At 65.9% G+C, this 17,896-nt stretch carries 19 protein-coding genes, 1 tRNA gene and 2 riboswitches; of the genes, 13 read left to right on the forward strand and 7 right to left on the reverse strand.

Going from position 1 to position 17,896, the window contains the following annotated elements:
- The first annotated feature begins 401 nt into the window (after nt 1-401).
- From EV193_RS05560 to EV193_RS05575, 4 genes are all read left to right on the forward strand, one after another.
- Nucleotides 402-1,253 carry a sporulation protein gene (locus EV193_RS05560; RefSeq protein WP_130342932.1) on the forward strand — a complete coding sequence of 284 codons (852 nt, stop codon included), beginning with the start codon at nt 402-404 and terminating at the stop codon, nt 1,251-1,253.
- Between the two features lie 97 nt (nt 1,254-1,350).
- Nucleotides 1,351-1,452, forward strand: a riboswitch (glycine riboswitch).
- Nucleotides 1,453-1,561: riboswitch (glycine riboswitch) on the forward strand.
- 44 nt (nt 1,562-1,605) lie between these two features.
- Nucleotides 1,606-2,895: a serine hydroxymethyltransferase gene (gene glyA, locus EV193_RS05565; RefSeq protein ID WP_130342933.1), complete on the forward strand. Its 1,290-nt coding sequence runs from the start codon at nt 1,606-1,608 to the stop codon at nt 2,893-2,895.
- Between the two features lie 10 nt (nt 2,896-2,905).
- Entirely contained in the window at nt 2,906-4,288 is a 1,383-nt protein-coding gene (locus tag EV193_RS05570; protein WP_130342934.1) for an L-serine ammonia-lyase, read from the forward strand.
- A gap of 84 nt (nt 4,289-4,372) precedes the next feature.
- Entirely contained in the window at nt 4,373-4,669 is a 297-nt protein-coding gene (locus tag EV193_RS05575; protein WP_130342935.1) for an iron-sulfur cluster biosynthesis family protein, read from the forward strand.
- On the opposite strand, the gene EV193_RS05580 is transcribed toward EV193_RS05575, so the two are convergent.
- Nucleotides 4,666-6,423, reverse strand: coding sequence for a glycosyltransferase family protein (locus EV193_RS05580; protein ID WP_130342936.1), 1,758 nt, complete (start codon nt 6,421-6,423; stop codon nt 4,666-4,668). The genes EV193_RS05575 and EV193_RS05580 overlap by 4 nt on opposite strands.
- A gap of 196 nt (nt 6,424-6,619) precedes the next feature.
- Between EV193_RS05580 and EV193_RS05585 the strand changes: the two genes are divergently transcribed.
- Nucleotides 6,620-6,693: transfer RNA gene (locus EV193_RS05585), tRNA-Leu, on the forward strand.
- Nucleotides 6,694-6,931: 238 nt separating this feature from the next.
- The gene (locus EV193_RS05590) at nt 6,932-7,891 is read left to right on the forward strand and encodes a UbiA family prenyltransferase (protein WP_130342937.1); all 960 of its coding nucleotides are present in this window, start codon (nt 6,932-6,934) and stop codon (nt 7,889-7,891) included.
- A 98-nt stretch (nt 7,892-7,989) separates the two neighbouring features.
- Here the strand turns inward: EV193_RS05590 and EV193_RS05595 are convergent, their stop codons facing one another.
- The 3 genes from EV193_RS05595 to EV193_RS05605 form a co-directional block, all read right to left on the reverse strand.
- A complete protein-coding gene (locus EV193_RS05595) occupies nt 7,990-8,439 on the reverse strand; it encodes a hypothetical protein (RefSeq protein ID WP_242613168.1) in 450 nt (149 codons plus the stop codon).
- A 622-nt stretch (nt 8,440-9,061) separates the two neighbouring features.
- Nucleotides 9,062-9,235, reverse strand: a complete 174-nt coding sequence (locus EV193_RS33150) for a hypothetical protein (protein ID WP_165401249.1) — start codon at nt 9,233-9,235, stop codon at nt 9,062-9,064.
- Nucleotides 9,236-9,477: 242 nt separating this feature from the next.
- The gene (locus tag EV193_RS05605; protein WP_130342939.1) at nt 9,478-9,777 is read right to left on the reverse strand and encodes a hypothetical protein; all 300 of its coding nucleotides are present in this window, start codon (nt 9,775-9,777) and stop codon (nt 9,478-9,480) included.
- A 607-nt stretch (nt 9,778-10,384) separates the two neighbouring features.
- Between EV193_RS05605 and EV193_RS05610 the strand changes: the two genes are divergently transcribed.
- Entirely contained in the window at nt 10,385-11,143 is a 759-nt protein-coding gene (locus EV193_RS05610; protein WP_165401250.1) for a trypsin-like serine peptidase, read from the forward strand.
- A 144-nt stretch (nt 11,144-11,287) separates the two neighbouring features.
- Nucleotides 11,288-11,443 carry a CNNM domain-containing protein gene (locus EV193_RS34540; protein ID WP_341273139.1) on the forward strand — a complete coding sequence of 52 codons (156 nt, stop codon included), beginning with the start codon at nt 11,288-11,290 and terminating at the stop codon, nt 11,441-11,443.
- A 302-nt stretch (nt 11,444-11,745) separates the two neighbouring features.
- Here EV193_RS34540 and EV193_RS05620 read toward each other — a convergent pair whose 3' ends face one another.
- Nucleotides 11,746-12,507 (reverse strand): MvdC/MvdD family ATP grasp protein, encoded by a 762-nt coding sequence (locus tag EV193_RS05620; RefSeq protein ID WP_130342941.1) that lies wholly within the window; start codon nt 12,505-12,507, stop codon nt 11,746-11,748.
- Entirely contained in the window at nt 12,504-12,818 is a 315-nt protein-coding gene (locus tag EV193_RS05625; RefSeq protein ID WP_130342942.1) for a hypothetical protein, read from the reverse strand. Before EV193_RS05625 ends, EV193_RS05620 begins: the two co-directional genes overlap by 4 nt.
- Nucleotides 12,819-13,385: 567 nt before the next feature.
- Here EV193_RS05625 and EV193_RS05635 point away from each other — a divergent pair.
- Genes EV193_RS05635 through EV193_RS05650 form a run of 4 tightly spaced genes read left to right on the forward strand, consistent with a single transcriptional unit; the run spans nt 13,386 to nt 16,616 of the window.
- The gene (locus EV193_RS05635) at nt 13,386-14,246 is read left to right on the forward strand and encodes a helix-turn-helix domain-containing protein (protein WP_130342944.1); all 861 of its coding nucleotides are present in this window, start codon (nt 13,386-13,388) and stop codon (nt 14,244-14,246) included.
- 10 nt (nt 14,247-14,256) lie between these two features.
- Complete coding sequence (locus EV193_RS05640) at nt 14,257-14,517, forward strand: DUF397 domain-containing protein (RefSeq protein ID WP_130342945.1); 261 nt, start codon at nt 14,257-14,259, stop codon at nt 14,515-14,517.
- A 10-nt stretch (nt 14,518-14,527) separates the two neighbouring features.
- Nucleotides 14,528-15,646, forward strand: a complete 1,119-nt coding sequence (locus tag EV193_RS05645; RefSeq protein WP_242613169.1) for an XRE family transcriptional regulator — start codon at nt 14,528-14,530, stop codon at nt 15,644-15,646.
- Between the two features lie 43 nt (nt 15,647-15,689).
- Complete coding sequence (locus EV193_RS05650; protein ID WP_130343615.1) at nt 15,690-16,616, forward strand: LysR family transcriptional regulator; 927 nt, start codon at nt 15,690-15,692, stop codon at nt 16,614-16,616.
- A gap of 77 nt (nt 16,617-16,693) precedes the next feature.
- Here the strand turns inward: EV193_RS05650 and EV193_RS05655 are convergent, their stop codons facing one another.
- Nucleotides 16,694-17,290, reverse strand: coding sequence for a hypothetical protein (locus tag EV193_RS05655; protein WP_130342946.1), 597 nt, complete (start codon nt 17,288-17,290; stop codon nt 16,694-16,696).
- 253 nt (nt 17,291-17,543) lie between these two features.
- On the opposite strand from EV193_RS05655, the gene EV193_RS05660 reads away from it, so the two are divergent.
- Entirely contained in the window at nt 17,544-17,894 is a 351-nt protein-coding gene (locus EV193_RS05660; protein WP_130342947.1) for a VanW family protein, read from the forward strand.
- Nucleotides 17,895-17,896 lie beyond the last annotated feature (2 nt).

A 17,896-nucleotide genomic window follows, 5' to 3' on the forward strand; every position in this document is an offset into this window, starting at 1 on the left:
AACCAGACACCCCAGAATGATACTAACCAGACCACCCATACCAGTCAATTTAACGCGGCGTGTTCAACATTCCATGGAACCAACAAAGCTTAACTCAGTGGTATTGACCAGAATGGACCGACGCACACCACATCATCCACTGGCTCAACGGCGGAATCACCAGCGAAGAAACAATGGCACTACTCTGCCGATACCACCACACCGTCATCCACGAACAGGACTGGCGCATCGTCATGCGCGACGGATTCCCGTATTATATTCCACCGCGCTGGGTAGATCCCGACCAGAAACCCATCCGCAACACCACGCAGGACGTTGTTGCTTGACGCGCTCGGTTCCGCCATGATCGATTTGAACGTTTCGCCCGATTTTCGTTGCCGTGACAAGGAGTTCGCGTTCGGATGGTCTTCAAGAAGATGATGCAGAAGTTCGGCGTCGGCGGCCCGTCGGTCGACACCGTGCTGGACGACCCGCATTGTGTCCCGGGCGGCCGGCTGACCGGCGAGGTGCGGCTGGTCGGCGGCGAGGCCGACGCCGCGATCGAGCACATCGCGCTGTCGCTGACGGTCCAGGGCGGTCGCGGCGGCCGGTCGCAACTGGAGCTGCACCGCGTCGTGGTCGCCGAGGCGATGACGCTGGCGGCCAAGGAGCAGCGCGAGATCCGGTTCACCCTCGAGGTGCCGTGGGAGACCCCGGTGACCGAGGTGTCCGGCCAACAGCTCCCCGGGATGGAGCTGGGCCTGCGCACCGAGTTGTCCATCGCCAAGGCGGTGGACAAGGGCGACCTCGACCCGGTGTTCGTCGCGCCGCTGCCGTCCCAGGACGCGGTACTCGACGCGATCGGCGTGCTGGACTTCCAGTTCAACGGCGCCACCGTCATGCCGGGCAAGCAGACGCCCGTGCAGGCGATGGTGTTCTTCCCGCCGCCGAACCGCCCGGTGCCCGAGGTCATGCTGGTCATGATCGCGGGGGCGGACGGGCTCACGGTGATCATGGAGACCACGAACGGCGTGGGCATCGGGCACACCGACGCCGCGCACGACGAGGCCGTCGACTGGCCCGCGAAGATCACCGAATGGCTCGATCAGCTCGCCGCGAACCCGCACCTGGCGCACGGGTACGACGACGACGAGTACGGCGGCGGCCGGCGCGGACCGGGCATGGGCGGCATGGTCGCCGGCGCGGCCGGGGGTGTGGTCGGCGGCATGATGCTCGGCGAGATGCTCGACGGCGACGACGGCGGGTTCTTCTGATCCCGGCTTGACGAGGCCCCTATCCGGCTGCGGGGAGTGGACGTAGCCGGTGGGGGCCACGTAGCTTTGGGCACGGACAACCGCATATCGGGCCGGATGAACTGGAGCGGGAGAGCCCCCACGCAGAGTCACCTGTGATGGGGCACCGAAGGAGCAACCTCCCCCGGAATCTCTCAGGTACAGCTACCGCTTCGGTCAGGCCGCTCTGGAAAGCAGGCGCCACGCGCGCCTCACCCACGGTGCAAGTCGCTCGCGCAGATTCCTGGGCGACGGCGAAGCTCTCAGGTGCCCATGACAGAGAGGGGGAGTTCCACGCGGGACGACGGCGTCCCGTGGCGACCAAGGAGCTCCCATGACCACGGCACCACACATCGAATCGACGCTGCACGCGCCACTGTCCACTGTGGACCCAGAGGTGGCCGGCGCGGTGCGCGCCGAGCTCGTGCGCCAGCAGTCCACGCTGGAGATGATCGCCTCGGAGAACTTCGCGCCGGTGGCCGTGCTCGAGGCGCAGGGCTCCACGCTGACCAACAAGTACGCCGAGGGCCTGCCCGGACGGCGGTACTACGGCGGCTGCGAGCACGTCGACGTGATCGAGACGCTCGCCCGCGACCGGGTGAAGGCGCTGTTCGGCGCCGAGCACGCCAACGTCCAGCCGCACTCCGGCGCGTCGGCCAACGCCGCCGCCATGTTCGCGCTGCTGCAGCCCGGTGACACGATCCTCGGCCTGGACCTGGCGCACGGCGGGCACCTCACGCACGGCATGCGGATCAACTTCTCCGGCAAGCTCTACAACGTCGTGCCCTACCGCGTGCACGACGAGACCGGCATCGTGGACATGGCCGAGGTGGAGCGCCTGACGCTGGAGCACCGACCCAAGCTGATCATCGCCGGCTGGTCCGCTTACCCGCGTCAGCTCGACTTCGCCGAGTTCCGCCGGATCGCCGACCTCGTCGGGGCGTACCTGATGGTGGACATGGCGCACTTCGCCGGCCTGGTCGCCGCTGGGCTGCACCCGAACCCGGTGCCGCACGCCGACGTGGTCACCACGACGACGCACAAGACGCTCGGCGGGCCGCGCGGGGGAGTGATCCTGTGCCGCTCCGAGCTGGCCAAGAAGATCAACTCGGCGGTGTTCCCCGGCCAGCAGGGCGGTCCGCTGGAGCACGTGATCGCGGCCAAGGCGGTGGCGTTCAAGATCGCCGCCGGCGAGGAGTTCCGCGAGCGGGCCGAGCGCACCGTGGCCGGCGCCCGCACGCTGGCCGCCCGGCTGGCCGAACAGGACTGCCGCGAGGCGGGCGTGAAGGTGCTCACCGGAGGCACCGACGTGCACCTCGTACTCGTCGACCTTGTCGAGTCCACATTGGACGGTCAGCAGGCCGAGGACAGGTTGCATACCATCGGGATCACGGTCAACCGCAACGCCGTACCGAACGACCCTCGCCCGCCGATGGTCACCTCGGGGCTGCGCATCGGCACCCCGGCGCTGGCCACCCGCGGCTTCCGCGAGGCCGACTTCACGGAGGTCGCCGACGTGATCGCCGAAGCGCTGATCTCGGACTTCGACGAGCAGGTCCAGCAGCGGCTGAGTGCGCGGGTGAGCCGGCTGGCCGACGAGCACCCGCTCTACCCGGACTTGTGAGGACCTGACCGTGGCGATCAGCGTGTTCGACCTGTTCAGTATCGGCATCGGCCCGTCCAGCTCACACACCGTCGGGCCGATGCGGGCGGCGCGGATGTTCACCGACACGTTGGCCGAGCAGGGGCTGCTGGAGCGCACCGCGCACGTGCACGTCGAGCTGTTCGGCTCGCTCGGCGCGACCGGCCACGGGCACGGCAGCGACAAGGCCGTGCTGCTGGGCCTGGAGGGGGAGCGGCCCGAGGACGTGGACACCGACTCGGTGCCGGTCCGGGTGGCCGCGATCAAGGAGCACAAGCGGCTGCGGCTGGCCGGCGCGCACGAGATCAACTTCGACGTGGACACCGATCTCGTGATGCACCGGCGCAAGACGCTTCCGTTGCACCCCAACGGAATGACCTATCTCGCGCGGGACACCCGCGGGAGGTTGCTCGGCGAGCACACGTACTACTCGGTCGGCGGCGGGTTCGTCGTGCGGCCACCGGAGGACGGCTCCGACGAGGGGCCGACGATCACCGAGGACACCACGGCGCTGGAGTACCCGTTCCGCACCGGGATGGAACTGCTCGCGCACTGCGCGGAGACCGGGCTCTCGATCGCGGCGATCATGCGGCGCAACGAGCTGGCCTGGCGTACCGAGGAGGAGATCAACTCCGGCCTGCTGAACATCTGGCGGGTCATGCGGGCGTGTGTCGCGCGCGGTTGTGAGACCGACGGTGTGCTGCCCGGTGGGCTGAAGGTTCCCAGACGTGCCAACGCGTTGTACGAGAAACTGTCCACAGAGGACAGTTCGCGGGACCCGCTGTACGTGATGGACTGGGTGACCCTGTTCGCGCTCGCGGTCAACGAGGAGAACGCCTCCGGCGGCCGGGTGGTCACCGCTCCGACCAACGGTGCGGCCGGCATCATCCCCGCGGTGCTGCACTACTACGAGCGATTCGTGCACGACGCCAGTGACGACGGGGTGGTCGACTTCCTGCTGACCGCCGGCGCGATCGGCGTGATCCTCAAGGAGACGGGCTCGATCTCCGGCGCGGAGGTCGGCTGCCAGGGTGAGGTCGGCTCGGCGTGCGCGATGGCGGCGGCCGGCCTGGTCGCCGTGCGCGGCGGCTCGCCGGCGCAGATCGAGAACGCCGCCGAGATCGGGCTGGAGCACCACCTCGGGCTGACCTGCGACCCGGTCGGCGGGCTGGTGCAGATCCCGTGCATCGAGCGCAACGCGGTCGGCTCGACCAAGGCCATCCACGCCGCGCGCACCGCCCTGCGCGGCGACGGCACGCACATCGTGAGCCTGGACAAGGCGATCAAGACGATGCGGGAGACCGGCGCGGACATGCACACCAAGTACAAGGAGACCGCGCGCGGTGGGCTCGCGCTGAACGTCATCGAGTGCTAACAGCGCTGTGACCTGGTGTTGTGCGAGATACCCCAGGTTGCCCCTACGGTGGGTAGGCAAGAGTGACCGACGAATGGAGGACACATGCTTGCCGTGACCCAGGCGGCCGCGGACGCGATCACGTCGCTGACGGCCGGAGACGGCGAGGCCGGCAACGGCGGACTACGGTTCAGCGTGCACGAGGAGCACGAGGCCGGGGCGTCGCTGGCGATGGAGGTGGCGAACGCTCCGCAGGAGGGTGACGCGGTGGTCACCGCCGAACCCAACGCGAACGTCTACCTCGAGCCCAAGGCGGCGGCCTACCTCGAGGACAAGCTCCTCGACGTGCAGCCCGACGACCAGGGCCAGCTGAGCTTTTCCTTGCGGGACAACAAGGTCTAAACGTCCGGCTCGCCGATGGTCACGCCGGCCACGCAGACCGGCGGACCGGGTTGGGCTCTGCTCACGTCGACGCTCTGCGCCGAACCGTCGGCGTGGTCGAGCACCAGGTACAGCTCCTGCAGGCCGGGCTTGAAGTCGACCTTGGTCGATTGCCCGCCGACGGTGATCGTGCCGGCTCCGGCGCGCGCGGTGTAGTACTCGAGCTTGAGCACCTGGCGGGCGATGATCGGCCCGTTGAGCTGGATGCCGGTGATCTGCTCGTTGACCGACCAGCCGCAGTCCGGCACCGGCCCGCGCGCGCCGGTGACCGTGTTGGTCAGCGAGGTCAACGGGCGCGGCGTGCCGTTGTCGTCGAGCAGGTACAGCGCGTCGGTCGGGCGGTTGAACCGCGGCGGGCCGGGCAGCAGACCGATCACGCGTGACGGCCGGGCGTTGGGCCCGAACCAGGAGATCATCACGTCTTCGGGCACCGACCGGTCGTAGATCACGATGCCCGGATCGTCGATGAGGGCCGCGCGGGCGTTCGCGACGTACTCGCGCGCGCTGCCGAACCGCAGCGCGGGGGCGAGGCGCAGGAAGCTGCTCATCGCCCCGGCCGCGAGTGCGGCGACCACGGCGGCGACCAGAAGCCGCGCCGGCAACGGGAGCCCGTGCCGGCGGGGTGGCGCCTGTTCGGACGTCGACGGCCGCAGAAAGGCGATCGCCGCGCACAGGGCGGCGACCGGCACGATGTCGGCGACGTACCGGCCGTCGGTGCCGATCACCGGGCCGACCAGGTGCAGGCGTGCCACCGCGACCAGTGCCACACCGACGGCCACGTAGCCGGCGAGCAGTAACCAAGCGAGCGCGGCCCGTCCCCGCCCGACGACGAGCCCGCCCACGATCAGCCCGACGCTGGCCACGATCGTGACCACCTGCCACGCCGTCGCCGGTGGCAGCACTCCGGCCGAACCGCCGGCCGCCGGGTGCAGATCGGTGCCGTACAGGCCGGGCAGCAGCGTGTCCAACACCATGCGCTTGACCAGTTCGAGCCGCCCGCCGATGTCGTTGCCGGCCCGCTGCCCCTCGGTGAGCCCCAGGTAGAGGCCGGCATACGCGCCGATCAGCACGCCGTACCCAAGCCACAGCCGCCAGTACTGCCGCACCGTCCAGAGCAGCCGCGCACGGCCGTGCGGCGCCAGCGCCGTGGTGATGCCGAACATCAGCACGGGGATCAGCACAGCCTTCTCGTAAAACGCGAGCCCGACGAGCACCCACACGGCGGCCACGATCGCCTGCCGACGCTCGCCGGTCTGCACATGGCGGGTGTGCGCCAGTAGTGCGCCGACCATCGCGAGTAGATACGGGACGAACTGTGCCGCATACGCCCACCAGAGCGTGGTGAACAAGATCAGCGGCGAGAACGTGACCGCCGCGAACGGAACCAGGATCGCCGGCCGGGCGGTGAACAGCCGGACGAGCAGCCGCCACAGCAAGATTGAGGTGGCCGCCTGCATGATCAGGATCGGCAGGACGGCGGCCGGGTAGCTGAGCGGCGCGAGCCAGGTCACCACCCAGGCCAGGGCGAACAAGCCTGGAGCGAGGTGCCCGTTGTAATCCTGGAAGAGATAGCCGAAATCGACCGGATTCCCGCGCTCCGCGAGGAAGGTGATGAGGAAGTCGTCGTGCGCGAAGTACCCCCGCATGGCGGCCCACGCGTGCGCGGCGAACGGGATCGTGCCCACGACGATGGCGATCGCGGTCAGCGGCGCCATCGGCCGGCTCGTCGTCGAAGCCCGCCGAGGTGGCCGCTCGTGGACCCTAGTCGGGGCGTCGAGGCTCACCCAAGCTCCTGGAACCGTTTGCGCTGGTACGTCGATCACTTGTTCGCGCCGTGCACCTGGGTGTTACACCGGAGCCTCGCCCACCCGCGCACCGCCACCGGCGGATCGCGTAAAGTTCTCTCCCGTCGCCCCCGTAGCCCAATCGGCAGAGGCAACGGATTCAAAACCCGTCCAGTGTGAGTTCGACTCTCACCGGGGGCACTTACAGCATCCGCGCGAACGGTGGCCGGCGACAGGTCAGCCAGAAGGATCCACCTCGGCGGGGTCGACGACGGCGCCTGCGGCCAGCACACCATCGCGAGTCGTCCACATAACTGCTCGTGATCAACTGGTGGCCGCACCCGTCTCCACGGTCCTCAGTCGAGACAACACCAAGATCCTGATGTATTCTTTCCTGGTGAGTTACACTACCTGACGCGACGATAGTCGAGAGTTTGCGATGGCCGAAAGCGCAGTCCCGAACTCAGGTAAATCGGATGGTCGCCCGACTGCGTTCACATCGAAGCCTTCGGCAACAATGCCGAAATGGCGCCACCCGGTTCGGCGAATCGGATTCGAGTTCTACCTCAGCTGGCGCTTTCTGCAATCTAATTACCCGCCTGCGGTTCTCTTTTCGCTGATTCTCACCCTCGGTGCCTGGCATATATCAGACGCGTCGTTCGAACGTCTCCTGCTCGCTCTCGTGACATCGCTGTCGTACAGCTGGCTTTTCCTCTACGTTCACGAACTGCCGAACCAAATCGTGGGAGCCGCCGAAGACGCCGTCAACAAACCGAACCGGCCGATTCCGTCAGGACTGTGCACGCCACAGCAAGCGCAGCGACGGTGGTATCCGGTTGTCGGCATGTATTTGGCAGTGGCGACGTTCCTCGGCGTGCTGCCGTGGGCAATCTGCTGGATTGCCGTGGTTTACTTGTACCACTACACCGGTTGGCATCGCCACTGGGTGATAAAGGCTCTCGAACCCCCTGCCGGAGCAGCTGTGTTGACAGCTGGATCATGGTCAGCGGCGACCGGGCAGATCACATCGATCGCCTGGACATGGATACTCGCATACTTCCTGTTCTGGAGCGGCGCCTGCGTCCTGCAGGATCAGCGAGACGTCGCTGGCGACGAACTCGCCGGTCGCCGAACGCTACCCATGGTCATCGGAGACCGCGCCAGTCGAATCGCCGGTGCCGCATTCCTCGGCGTCCTGCCCGCAACGCTGGTGGCCCCGATGACAATCTGGGCGCCGAAGACCCTCGCCGTGTTCATACTCGACGTCACGTACACCACGATCTGCTGGCTGCTGGCTTGGCGACTGCTCAAGCGCCGCGATCGAATTTCGGATGATCTGACCTACCGGGTCTACGCCGCCTTGTCCTGCGCTCTCGCCGCCAGCCCACTCCTACTCTGACTGCGACGGGTTGGCGCCGGCACAGCCGCTGCAATTCTTATCGCGAACGCTTTGGTGCTCGGTGGCGCACCGAAATTGAGGTCACCCGAACCGCATGGTTACCGGCGAACGTTCCACAACGGAAGGCCGTGCATCGCGGTGATCACCGCGCGCTCCAGCGCGAGTGCGTTGGCGCGGTCTCCCGTACTGGTCCACCGGACGTACAAGTCCAGGTGATCAATAGCCGCGCGTGCCCACTGTTTCGCGCTGTGCACTTCGCCGGACTCCAAGAGAGCCAGCCGTTCGCGAACCCATTTTGGGTCGGCCAGCGCGCGGTTGAACGCGGCTTCGCCGAGTCCGCTTACGGCTGCCTTGCCCGAGGAGTAAATGTAGAGCCGCCCGCGAATGCCCTTGCCTTTGCGTTTGCCGGCCATTCCGACATACACGATCGGGCCGTCTGATCCGGTGCGTGCCATATAGACACCCGGCGCACGTGTCGCCTCTAAACACGCCTGGTCGAATGGGCACCACGCCGACCATTCGGCCATCGCGTCGATGTCAGCGGTCATCGGGGAATTCTAGCGTCGTCACGACTTGATCGACTGAGCGCAGCGAGCGCGACGCCAATATTGATGTCGGGGAACGGCTCGCTTTCGATCTCCTCGCGCCACGCGGCGAGGACGGTGACCAGCTCACACCACGTGACCACGGCGCATCCCTCTACCTCGATTGGACCCGGGCGACGCCTCGATGCCGGTGACGTCGCCCACGTCGAGCCCAGCCAGTTCCCCGGCGCGCGGACCCGTGTACGCCACAAATTCCACCATCAGCCCGTAAACCGGGTAGGTCTCCGCGATCGTGTGTGCCCCGAGAGAGGGGCATCGCACCGCTGATTGAGCGGTCGAAAGATCAGCGTCTTGTGTTCGTGGGTAACGGGCTTGTCGATGGCGCCGAGCGAGTGCAGGTCGATGACTACCTCGTTGAACGTTCGTACACCTGTGTGGTGTGCCCCGCGCAGCCGGCACGTTGGAGTACTTAGCCTCCACCTTGCGTCGGGCCGAACCATCCATCGGGCAATTTGGCGACAGTCGATTTCGCGACGCTGCAGGTACGACTTGATCGCCGACCCCCTGGGCGCTGTCATGTCCAGGTCGGAGGAGGCCGAATCTCAAGGACCGAGGCGGACGACGCTCAGAATCCGCGGATCGGGTCCCGGCGCAGACGTTCGCACAATTGCGTCGGCAGCACACGGTGCTCCCAGAGGATGCGGGCAATATCAGCATGGAGGACCTCGCCCGACGCCCCGGTGGCCGTGCCGCGCAGCTGTTTCCATGCCCGCACCGTGTCGTGCGCGATGTCCAGCATGAGCTTCGGAGAACCCGCCGATCTCCGGCATCGGCAACGCACCGCAACCCGTCCAACGCGACTACAACCTCGCCGTCACCCACTAGCCACGCCGTCGGTGAACCCGCGTCCCGCACACCACACCAGGTGCGCGGGACGCACCCGCTGGAGATACAAGGCCAGCACGATGACCACCTGGTGCTGCACGGGCGGTCAGAGTGGGGCGATCATGGCGACCATGACGGGATCGCTGCCGGCAGTGATCACGGACGTAGATGCCAGGTGGCGATCAGTTGCCGAGCCTCGGCCAGAGAGCTCCGCACGACCGACTGATCGAGGTTGAAGGCCGTCGCGACATCCTCAAGCGTCACCGAGCCCGATTCGGCGAGACGATCCAGCACCTCCAGGAGGGCCCGCTGCCGAAGGTCGCGCGGCTGCGCCGGTGGCGGTTCGGGTGTGGGCATCGGCCGTGCGGCCCGCATCTCCTCCGGCGTCCAGCGCCGTGTCGCCGGCGTCCCGGGGTGCGCGCGAAAGCCCCCTGCGACGGGCTCGTCGTCGTTCATATCAACATAGAGTAGTCGCTGACTAGGAAAGTCAAGGGCTGAATGGGCCTCAGCCGGGGGGTGGGTGGCCTCCACGTCACGTCGCGAAGTCTTTACCTGGCGAGCTGTTCGATCACCCGATCGGCGGTAGGTGCGGGTCCCGACCGCCATTACTCTTTTGATCTGCACTGGGGTTTCGGGGGCCCATTCGTGCATTTCTGTTGAACGTCATGGGGAGTCTATGTGGATACGAGATCGAGATTAGCGAGATGTGTTGCACGGGCGTTGGTGGCGGCGACGATACTCGCGGCGGCCTTGTCAGCAACGGAATTAGCAAACGTCGATATAAACGATCAGAAGCGTTCCCAATCCGGATGGAGTATCACCGAAGCCGCGACTACGGTCAGAGCTGACGGCGCAGAAAAGAGTAAAGCACTTCGCAAAGTGTGGACGCCGGACCGCATGAGAAAGGCGAGACCGCTGCCCACCCCGGTGATCACGGCGCCTGACCTTGCTCGCGAGCCGGAAAGACTACGAACTGGAGGCGGCGAGCATCCCGCCGATACCGCCGAGTGCGGGCGTTCTACCGGTAGGTCCCGCCGCGGTGTACGACTCCGACGCTCCAACGGTGGGAAAGCTCTTCTTTCTGGATGCGACAACCAACATCGACTACCGCTGCTCCGCATCCGTGGTGGTCGCACCGAACAAGAGAACGGTACTGACGGCGGCACATTGCCTGTTCGACCCATCTCGACAGGTCGGGTACGTCGATCACTTCTTCGCCCCAGCCTACGTCGACGGTAATGCACCGTACGGCGTCTGGGACATGGCCGAGTACATTGTTCACGACAAATGGGTCAACGAGGGAAAGCTTCACTTCGACTACGGTTTCATGCGGATGACCCGAGACGACGGCGTACACATTCAAGACGTGGTCGGAGCGCTCGGTTTCGCATGGAATCAAACGAACGGGTTCATCGATGCGATGGGCTACCCAGCGAATCCACCATACGACGGAGAAAGGCAGAAACGCGACTTCACTAACAGCACCATTGTCGACTTCGCGAACGACGGCGGTGGAGTGCTGGAGGGTTGGTTCGACGAGATCATCAGCGACTTTGGAGGCGGATCGAGTGGCGGACCATTCGTCCGAGACTACAATCCACAGAATCGACTGGGCTTCGCCCGGGGCGTCAACTCGTTCAGGATCCCCGACCGGCCATACGTGTATTCGGCGTACTTCGACGGTGATGCGAAAGTCGGTAAGGACTTCGCGGGCGAGAGCGGCACCGGAACGCAAACTCTGCGAGCATCCCGATGGGCTCCAGAAGGTGTCGGACCGCTCACAACGAGAGCCACGACGCCTGGGACGACATGGTGTCCGTAACCTTGGATCTGGGTAGCGTTGCACTTGTCGCCGCACCCTTGGAACCGGTGCCACAGCCGGCCCTGGACGATCCCACGATCAGCCTCATCGTTCTCGGGTTCCTGGTCGTGCTGAACGCGGCGGTCAAACCTGGCCGAACCGCTCGTGCCACCGCTGGAGTTCCTTGCCCCTGCGGCCGAGCCGGTGGCGATCGCGGTGGTGACGCTGCTGCTGGCGTTCATCACTCTCGTATTCGGTGAGCTGGCGCCCAAACGGCTGGCCATGCAGCACGCGCTGCGCTGGGCGCTGGTCGTGGCCTGACCGCTGGACTGGCTGGCGACGGTCTCCCGGCCCGCCGTGTGGCTACTCAGCAAAGCCACCGACCTGACCGTCCGCGCGTTCGGTGGCAATCCTTACGCCGCGAAGGAAGAGTTGTCTGCGTTGCCTTGGCCGCTTGGACCTACGGCGGCGACTCATGGTTGTGATCCTAGTGACTAGACGGTCACTCTGCGGCCGCTTCGCCTCAGATGAGGAAGAGAGGGCTGTTGCGGGCGGAGCGACGCGCGCTCTTCGCCTGTACCCGAACTCCGTCCGGCCTGAGTTTGAGATTGACTCCTCTGGGTTCAGGTGTCGGCTGCGGTGAGCAGGTCGGTGAAGGTGTCGATGAGGGGCGCGTTGGGGTGAGTGTTGAGGCGGTCGAATTGGTCGGCGTCGCTGCTGTGGAACCACCAGTGGCCGCTGTGGTCGATCGTGAAGGCGAAGGCGGCGTAGGTCAGGCCGAGGTGGTTCATGTAGCGGCGCAGTGCTCTTTCCACCGATGGGGGCGTGACGATCCACTCGTGGCTCGCGAGGGTGAAGGTGTGGTCGCCGATCGCGATGATGTGCGCTTCGTGGGCCGTCTCGACGGGGTCTTGGAATTCGGTGAGGGTTGAGGACACCTGGTCGAGGTCATGTGTCCCGTTGGTGAACCAGCGAGCCGCTTCGGGGGAGTTGGTGACGAGGGTGGCGGGGACCTGGAGGCCGGAGCCGACCGCGGTCGCGAGTTGCAACGGTCTGGACGCGGCGTCGGCGGCGCGAATGGGGTGGTTGACCCAGAGGACGTGATCCAGTGCGGCGAGCACTCCGTTGAACGAGAGTTCGGCTGATACGGGGAGAATGGTGCGTTCTCGGCACCAGATGGACCGGATGTCTTGCAGCACAACGGATTGCCCCGCCGTGCACAGCCAGCCGGACCATGCCGCGTCACTCAGTTCAGCGTCGAGCACGAGCTGATCGGGGAACCAGTTCGGGTCGGCCAGGAATACCGGGACGTCGCGCCGGCGGAGTTCATGAACCACAGCGTCGATCGTGGCGTCGGCGCGTTCGGCGAAGATGACGACGGTCATCGCCGCGGCACCCGATTCGACGCAAGCCGGCACAGAGCCGCACGACCGGTGGCGGTCGTTTCCAGGCGCTCCAAGGGCTCGTCGAGTGCGCACTTCGTGATCATGAGCAGGCCGTCGCCGATCAGGGTGTCGGCGGCGATCGCGAGGTGCGCGGGCAGTCGTCGTCGGGTGTCGGCGATCAGATCGCCGGTGCGCACCAGATCACCTTGGGCCGCGCGTTTCAGCGTCGAGCAACGGCTGGTCGTCAGGGCGGCGACATCGCGCAGGTCGACGTCGGGCGGATTCGCGTAGTCCTCGAGGCGCCGGCGCATCGGGTTCTCCTGGTTCGGATTGAGGCCGGGAGCCGCACGGCTGGGGCGGGAGGCGGGTGGCACCGTGCGGCTCCCGGGCGGACGCGGGTATGCGGTGGACAAGCTCTGGAACCCCACCGCGCGCTCCCCGCGCCCGCTTCGGGAATCACGCGGCACTCGGGAGCGCATCCGAGCCCGGCGGTGTGCGCCGGTCGCCGCGTGACGGTGGACGCCCAGCGGGCAGCGCCGCGTCGGGGGAACGACGCTGCTCGCCGGGCAGACAAGGGGCGGCTGGCTCGTCGGCTTCGCGGCACCGACGGACGCGCTGTCGCTCGATGACGAGCGACCCGACGAGCAGTGCCGCGGGCCCGCCGACCACCAACACAGCCATCAGGCCGAGGGATTGGAACCAGGTCATGGCCTGCGTCCTTCCGTGTGGCCCGATGGTCTAGAGTGGAACTTCCAGGTTCTACTGAGAACCTTACTTTGGAACTTCTACTTTGCAACTCCACGGACGGGTGACATTCGTTGCCGCGCTCTGTGACGGGCGACCAAGATGGGCGTCCCCACCCCGGCAGGAGGAACGTCGTGGACTCACCGACGCTGCAGCGTCGCCGGCTCGCCAAGGCACTCAAGCGCGCTCGCGAGGCGGCGGGCATGACACAGGAGCAAGCGGGCAAGGCCATCGACGGCGCGAAGAGCAAGATCAGCCGGGTCGAGGCGGCGCAGAGCGGGTTTCGGGTGACCGACCTGAACGTGCTCATCGAGCTGTACGGCGTGGACGAGGTGACTGCAGCGCGTATGCGGGAGCTTGCCCGCGCCGGTCGCCGACGCGGTCGGTGGAGCGCCTATCGCAATGTCACGCCGGACTGGTTCACGGACTACCTTGATCTTGAGGATGACGCCTCAACCATCCGCTGGTACAAGCCCGAGGTCGTCCCTGGAGTTCTGCAGACCGAGGCGTACATCCGCGCGGTGTTCACAACGGCGGCGCCGCGGCGGGCTGACGACGAGGTCGAGCGTCTCGTTCGGGTAAGGCTTGAACGCCAGGCGGTGCTCGACCGCAGGAGAACCCAATCGCACTTCATTCTGAGTGAGTCCGTGCTGCGGCGTGTCGTGGGCAATCCCACCCTGATGGCCAACCAGGCGCTGCACATCGCTGAGATCGCGGAATACAGCAATGTCGACGTGCAGATCTTGCCGTTCAACGCCCAGACCTACTGCCCGGCGAGCGTCGTGTTCACCATGCTGCGGTTTGACGACAACCCAAGTACCGACGTGGTGTACCTGGAGGACTACACCGACGCCGACTACCTCGACGACGAGGCGCCGGTCCGCGCATACACTGACCTGTGGAACCGCTTGTCGGCGGCCGCGCTTGGTCAGGTCGAGTCCCAGGAACTGCTCAGGGAGATCGCCGGCGAGCACAAGCATCCCAAGCCGAAGTGAGCCGACAGCGATGAACACCCCGGATCTCTCCCGCTTCGCCTGGCGGAAGAGCAGTTACAGCAGCGACAACGGCGGCGCGTGTGTCGAGATCGGCCTGCCGCCCGAAGCGTGGCGCAAGAGCAGCTACAGCGAGGACAACGGCGGTGACTGCGTCGAGGTGGCCGCACTCGCCGACGCGGCCGCGATCCGCGACTCGAAGAATCCGGACGGCGGCGCGCTCATGTTGAGCGGCGCCGTCTGGAACGCATTCCGGACCGCGATCCGCGCCTGACACGATCAACATGAACGAGGGCGGCTCATCGAGCCGCCCTCGTTTGTCTGCGGCCGAATGGCTTCGCGTTCGTAAGGCGCCAGGGGTACGCGGACGTGAATTGACCGAACTGGCCGCTCGGCTCTATCCGGAATCGCAGCGCGCTCCTGGTGGCCACGTGTTGGCCGGCCCGGGTTGGCTGTTGGACGAACCGGTCGAACTCGACTCGGTTCGCTTGATCTGGTCCGACATCGAGGACCCTGTTCCCAGTCTCGGGCCAGTTGATCACGTGCTGCCCTTGACCGACCGGGGCGAGCGGTATGCCGACTACAGCAGAGCTGTGCGCGACCTGGTGCGTCCTCGGCTGTTGGAGAACCGGTTGAGCTACCGGCTCCTGGATGTCCAGAGCCACAACGGTTTGGCGCTGACCTTCGGGACGACGACGTTCTTCGAGGTGTTCAACGTCAAGCAGATGATCGCGCACGAGTTCAAGGCCGAGTGGCTGTCGTCAGACGGCTCGGTACCGTCCTGGGATTCCCTGCCACTCCGGTCCGCCCTCGGCGATCCGTTCGACCCTCGGCGACTGTTGATGTCCCCTGGTGTCAGCACGCTGACCATCCGGCGGGACAAGGCCGGCGAGCACCGGTTCGTGCTGCACGAACGGGACAGTGCGAAAGTCGCTGACGGGGGCGGCCTGTGCCACGTGATGCCAGCGGGCGAATTCCAGCCGTCCTCCGTCGCGCCGGCCGACGTGGCCAACGATTTCTCCCTGTGGCGGAACATCATGCGAGAGTTCTCAGAGGAATTCCTCGGAAACTCTGAGCATGACGAACCTTTTCGTTCGTTCGAGCGTGCACGCGCGGAGGGCCGGTTCCGACTGTGGCACTACGGCCTGGCGCTCGAACCTCTGGAACTCGGCGCGGTCCAACTGACCGTGGCTGTCATCGACGACGACGTATTCGACCGGCTGTTCGCTCACATGGTGACAACCAATGACGAAGGCCGGGTGGTCGGCGCGGGCGGCAGGACCGACATGCCTTTCACCGAGGAGGCGATCAGTCGCCTTGATCCAAGGCTGTCCGCGAGTGCGTTGACCCTTCTTCGGCTGGCTTGGCGCGACCGGAAACGATTGCTGCCGCCGGCCGGGTGAATCACTTGTAATGACAATTGCGCGTCGAGCGATGACCGGCCGTATGCGGACCGTGCTCGCGGAGGTGGCGGTGGATCGGTGGGCGGCTCCGACGACGCATCAGCTGCGGATCTTCTTGGTGCTCGCCGACGAGCTGCATTTCGGCCGCGCCGCCGCCCTCATGTTCATGACCCAACCAGCCCTCAGCCGTCAGTTCGACGCGCTGGAGCGACGCCTTGGCGTCCAACTCATCGCGCGCACCAACCGCTCCGCCGAACTCACCCCGGCCGGACAAGCCATCTTGCCGGAGGCCCGTGCCGTGGTCGACGCGATGCGCGGTTTGCGGCGCGTGACGCGGGGACATCTCAGGGCGGTCGCCGGACACCTGGTCATCGGTACCGCCGAGGCCTCAATGCCCTACACCCAGGCCATTCTGGACGAACTCCGACGCGGCCATCCCGACCTCACCTTCGAGGTGCGGCCGCTGGACCTGGTCGAGCAGTACGAAAGCCTGCTCGCCGATGAGGTCGACGCGGTCTTCTGCCGGCCGCCCGTGCCCGAGGGAATCGCGACGATTCAACTGGCCACCGAGCCTCGGGTGGTGTGTCTGTCCGCCGACGATCCGCTCGCCGAGTTGCCCGAGATCCGGCTGGCGCGGTTGCGCGACCACCCTGTCGTCTCCTACCCGTCCGAATGCCCGCAGGTCTGGCGCGACTTCTGGACCGTGGCCGTCCGTCCCGACGACACCGCCGTCGGCAGTGGGCCTGTGGTTCGCGACGTCGAGACCCTGCTGACCACGGTCGCACTCGGCGAAGCCATCGCATTCCTTCCCGCGGTGGCACGCCGATTCCTTCCCCGTCCCGGCATCGCTTTTCTCGACGTGATCGACCTCTCGCCGTGCCTGTCCGCACTGGCCTGGCACGCGGCGAACGGTGACCGCCCCACCATCACGGCGCTTCGCAGAGCTGCGGAGACCGCGCGTAACCGATAGACCGCCGAACGCGCGGCAGAAGCGGCCTGCCCGCGCGACCCGAGGGCCGTGCGGGCAGGCGTGCGCAAGCGGACTGGTTATCCGTGCCTGATCCGGAAGGATTCGATGCGGTCGTTCATCTTCGATCCGACCCACCCTTGGAGCAGGCAGTTGCAGGCCTTGTACGCCGACCACGTCTGGTTGTCGCCCTGTGCGAGCGCCAGGTCGTATCCGGTAACGACGTTACAGCCGTTGAGCGAATTGAATCCAGATACGTTGTTGGCCCAATCATCATAGATATTGATCCGGTACCCGACCGCGTCGCATCCGCCATAGTTGCCATGGATTCTGGTCAGCTTGGGAGGATTGTTATTGGCATTCCAGAACCACTCCATGAGCAATGTCTCGCCCGCGATGCCTGCTTGCCGCGTCGCGACCGACATGTCGTCGGAACATGTTCGCGACAAGATTGGCGAAGTCTGATCGGCCGGAGCCTTGCCGACGACCACAACGCAGTAGGCTCCGCTACCCGTGGAGGGTTTCATCGCTGACGCGGCGGTCGGCGCCACAGTCATGGCGAACATCACACAAAATACAGCGAACAGCGTCTTGACGGTGTTCCTTGGCGTCAACTTGAACTCCAGGTCGAATGATAATAATGCCTCAACGGGTGACGGAGCTGATTGTTGCCACACCGAACCGTCAATGCAATGAACGATATACAGTCGTATATGGTCCGGCGATGGGCGAGACTCGGGCCGAACCGAACCACGCGGTGTGCCTCGGTAAGAACGCGACGCGGCGGCTTCCTGACATCGCCTGAGGAAAGTTCAGGCATACGGTTCTGGATATGGGTGATCTTCAGTTCGCTCGCTGGTTTGCCGCAGGGGAGAAACCTACTGCGGCCGGTTGTTCTCACTGCCCCGGTCACCAGCGTGCCGCACCAGTGTGATCGACCTGAATTTTCGCAATGACAATCCCACCGCCGTGGCGATCCAGACCATTTGGACGCCCGCCACGATCACGGTGAAGCTGTGGGGGACGAAGCGCTACACGGTCGAATTCGTCAACGGCGGCCGCTACGGCTCCACGGGTGCGCCGACAACGGTCAAATCTCCGGGCGATTCGTGTCGCACCAGCAAGGGGCAGTCCGGATTCAGCACCTCGGATACCCAGATCGTCGGTGATCTGGCCGGAAAGGAAATCCGCCGAACGCCTCGGACAGTGGTGTACAACTCGGTGCCGGCGATTCGCTGCGAAGTCAAGCCCGCACCTCCGAGCGCACCGCCGCCCGCCTGACC

Source organism: Herbihabitans rhizosphaerae, assembly GCF_004216555.1.
GTDB lineage: Bacteria > Actinomycetota > Actinomycetes > Mycobacteriales > Pseudonocardiaceae > Herbihabitans > Herbihabitans rhizosphaerae.

Bases quoted from the DNA above. Each gene is read 5' to 3' on its own strand.
- EV193_RS05640 (WP_130342945.1), top strand. From the start codon at position 14,257: ATGAACACCCCGGATCTCTCCCGCTTCGCCTGGCGGAAGAGCAGTTAC.
- EV193_RS05580 (WP_130342936.1), bottom strand. From the start codon at position 6,423: ATGGCGCCGCTGACCGCGATCGCCATCGTCGTGGGCACGATCCCGTTC.
- EV193_RS05560 (WP_130342932.1), top strand. From the start codon at position 402: ATGGTCTTCAAGAAGATGATGCAGAAGTTCGGCGTCGGCGGCCCGTCG.
- EV193_RS05595 (WP_242613168.1), bottom strand. From the start codon at position 8,439: ATGACCGCTGACATCGACGCGATGGCCGAATGGTCGGCGTGGTGCCCA.
- EV193_RS05650 (WP_130343615.1), top strand. From the start codon at position 15,690: ATGCGGACCGTGCTCGCGGAGGTGGCGGTGGATCGGTGGGCGGCTCCG.
- EV193_RS05625 (WP_130342942.1), bottom strand. From the start codon at position 12,818: ATGCGCCGGCGCCTCGAGGACTACGCGAATCCGCCCGACGTCGACCTG.
- glyA (WP_130342933.1), top strand. From the start codon at position 1,606: ATGACCACGGCACCACACATCGAATCGACGCTGCACGCGCCACTGTCC.
- EV193_RS33150 (WP_165401249.1), bottom strand. From the start codon at position 9,235: ATGCTGGACATCGCGCACGACACGGTGCGGGCATGGAAACAGCTGCGC.
- EV193_RS05575 (WP_130342935.1), top strand. From the start codon at position 4,373: ATGCTTGCCGTGACCCAGGCGGCCGCGGACGCGATCACGTCGCTGACG.
- EV193_RS05605 (WP_130342939.1), bottom strand. From the start codon at position 9,777: ATGAACGACGACGAGCCCGTCGCAGGGGGCTTTCGCGCGCACCCCGGG.
- EV193_RS05645 (WP_242613169.1), top strand. From the start codon at position 14,528: ATGAACGAGGGCGGCTCATCGAGCCGCCCTCGTTTGTCTGCGGCCGAA.
- EV193_RS05590 (WP_130342937.1), top strand. From the start codon at position 6,932: ATGGCCGAAAGCGCAGTCCCGAACTCAGGTAAATCGGATGGTCGCCCG.
- EV193_RS05620 (WP_130342941.1), bottom strand. From the start codon at position 12,507: ATGACCGTCGTCATCTTCGCCGAACGCGCCGACGCCACGATCGACGCT.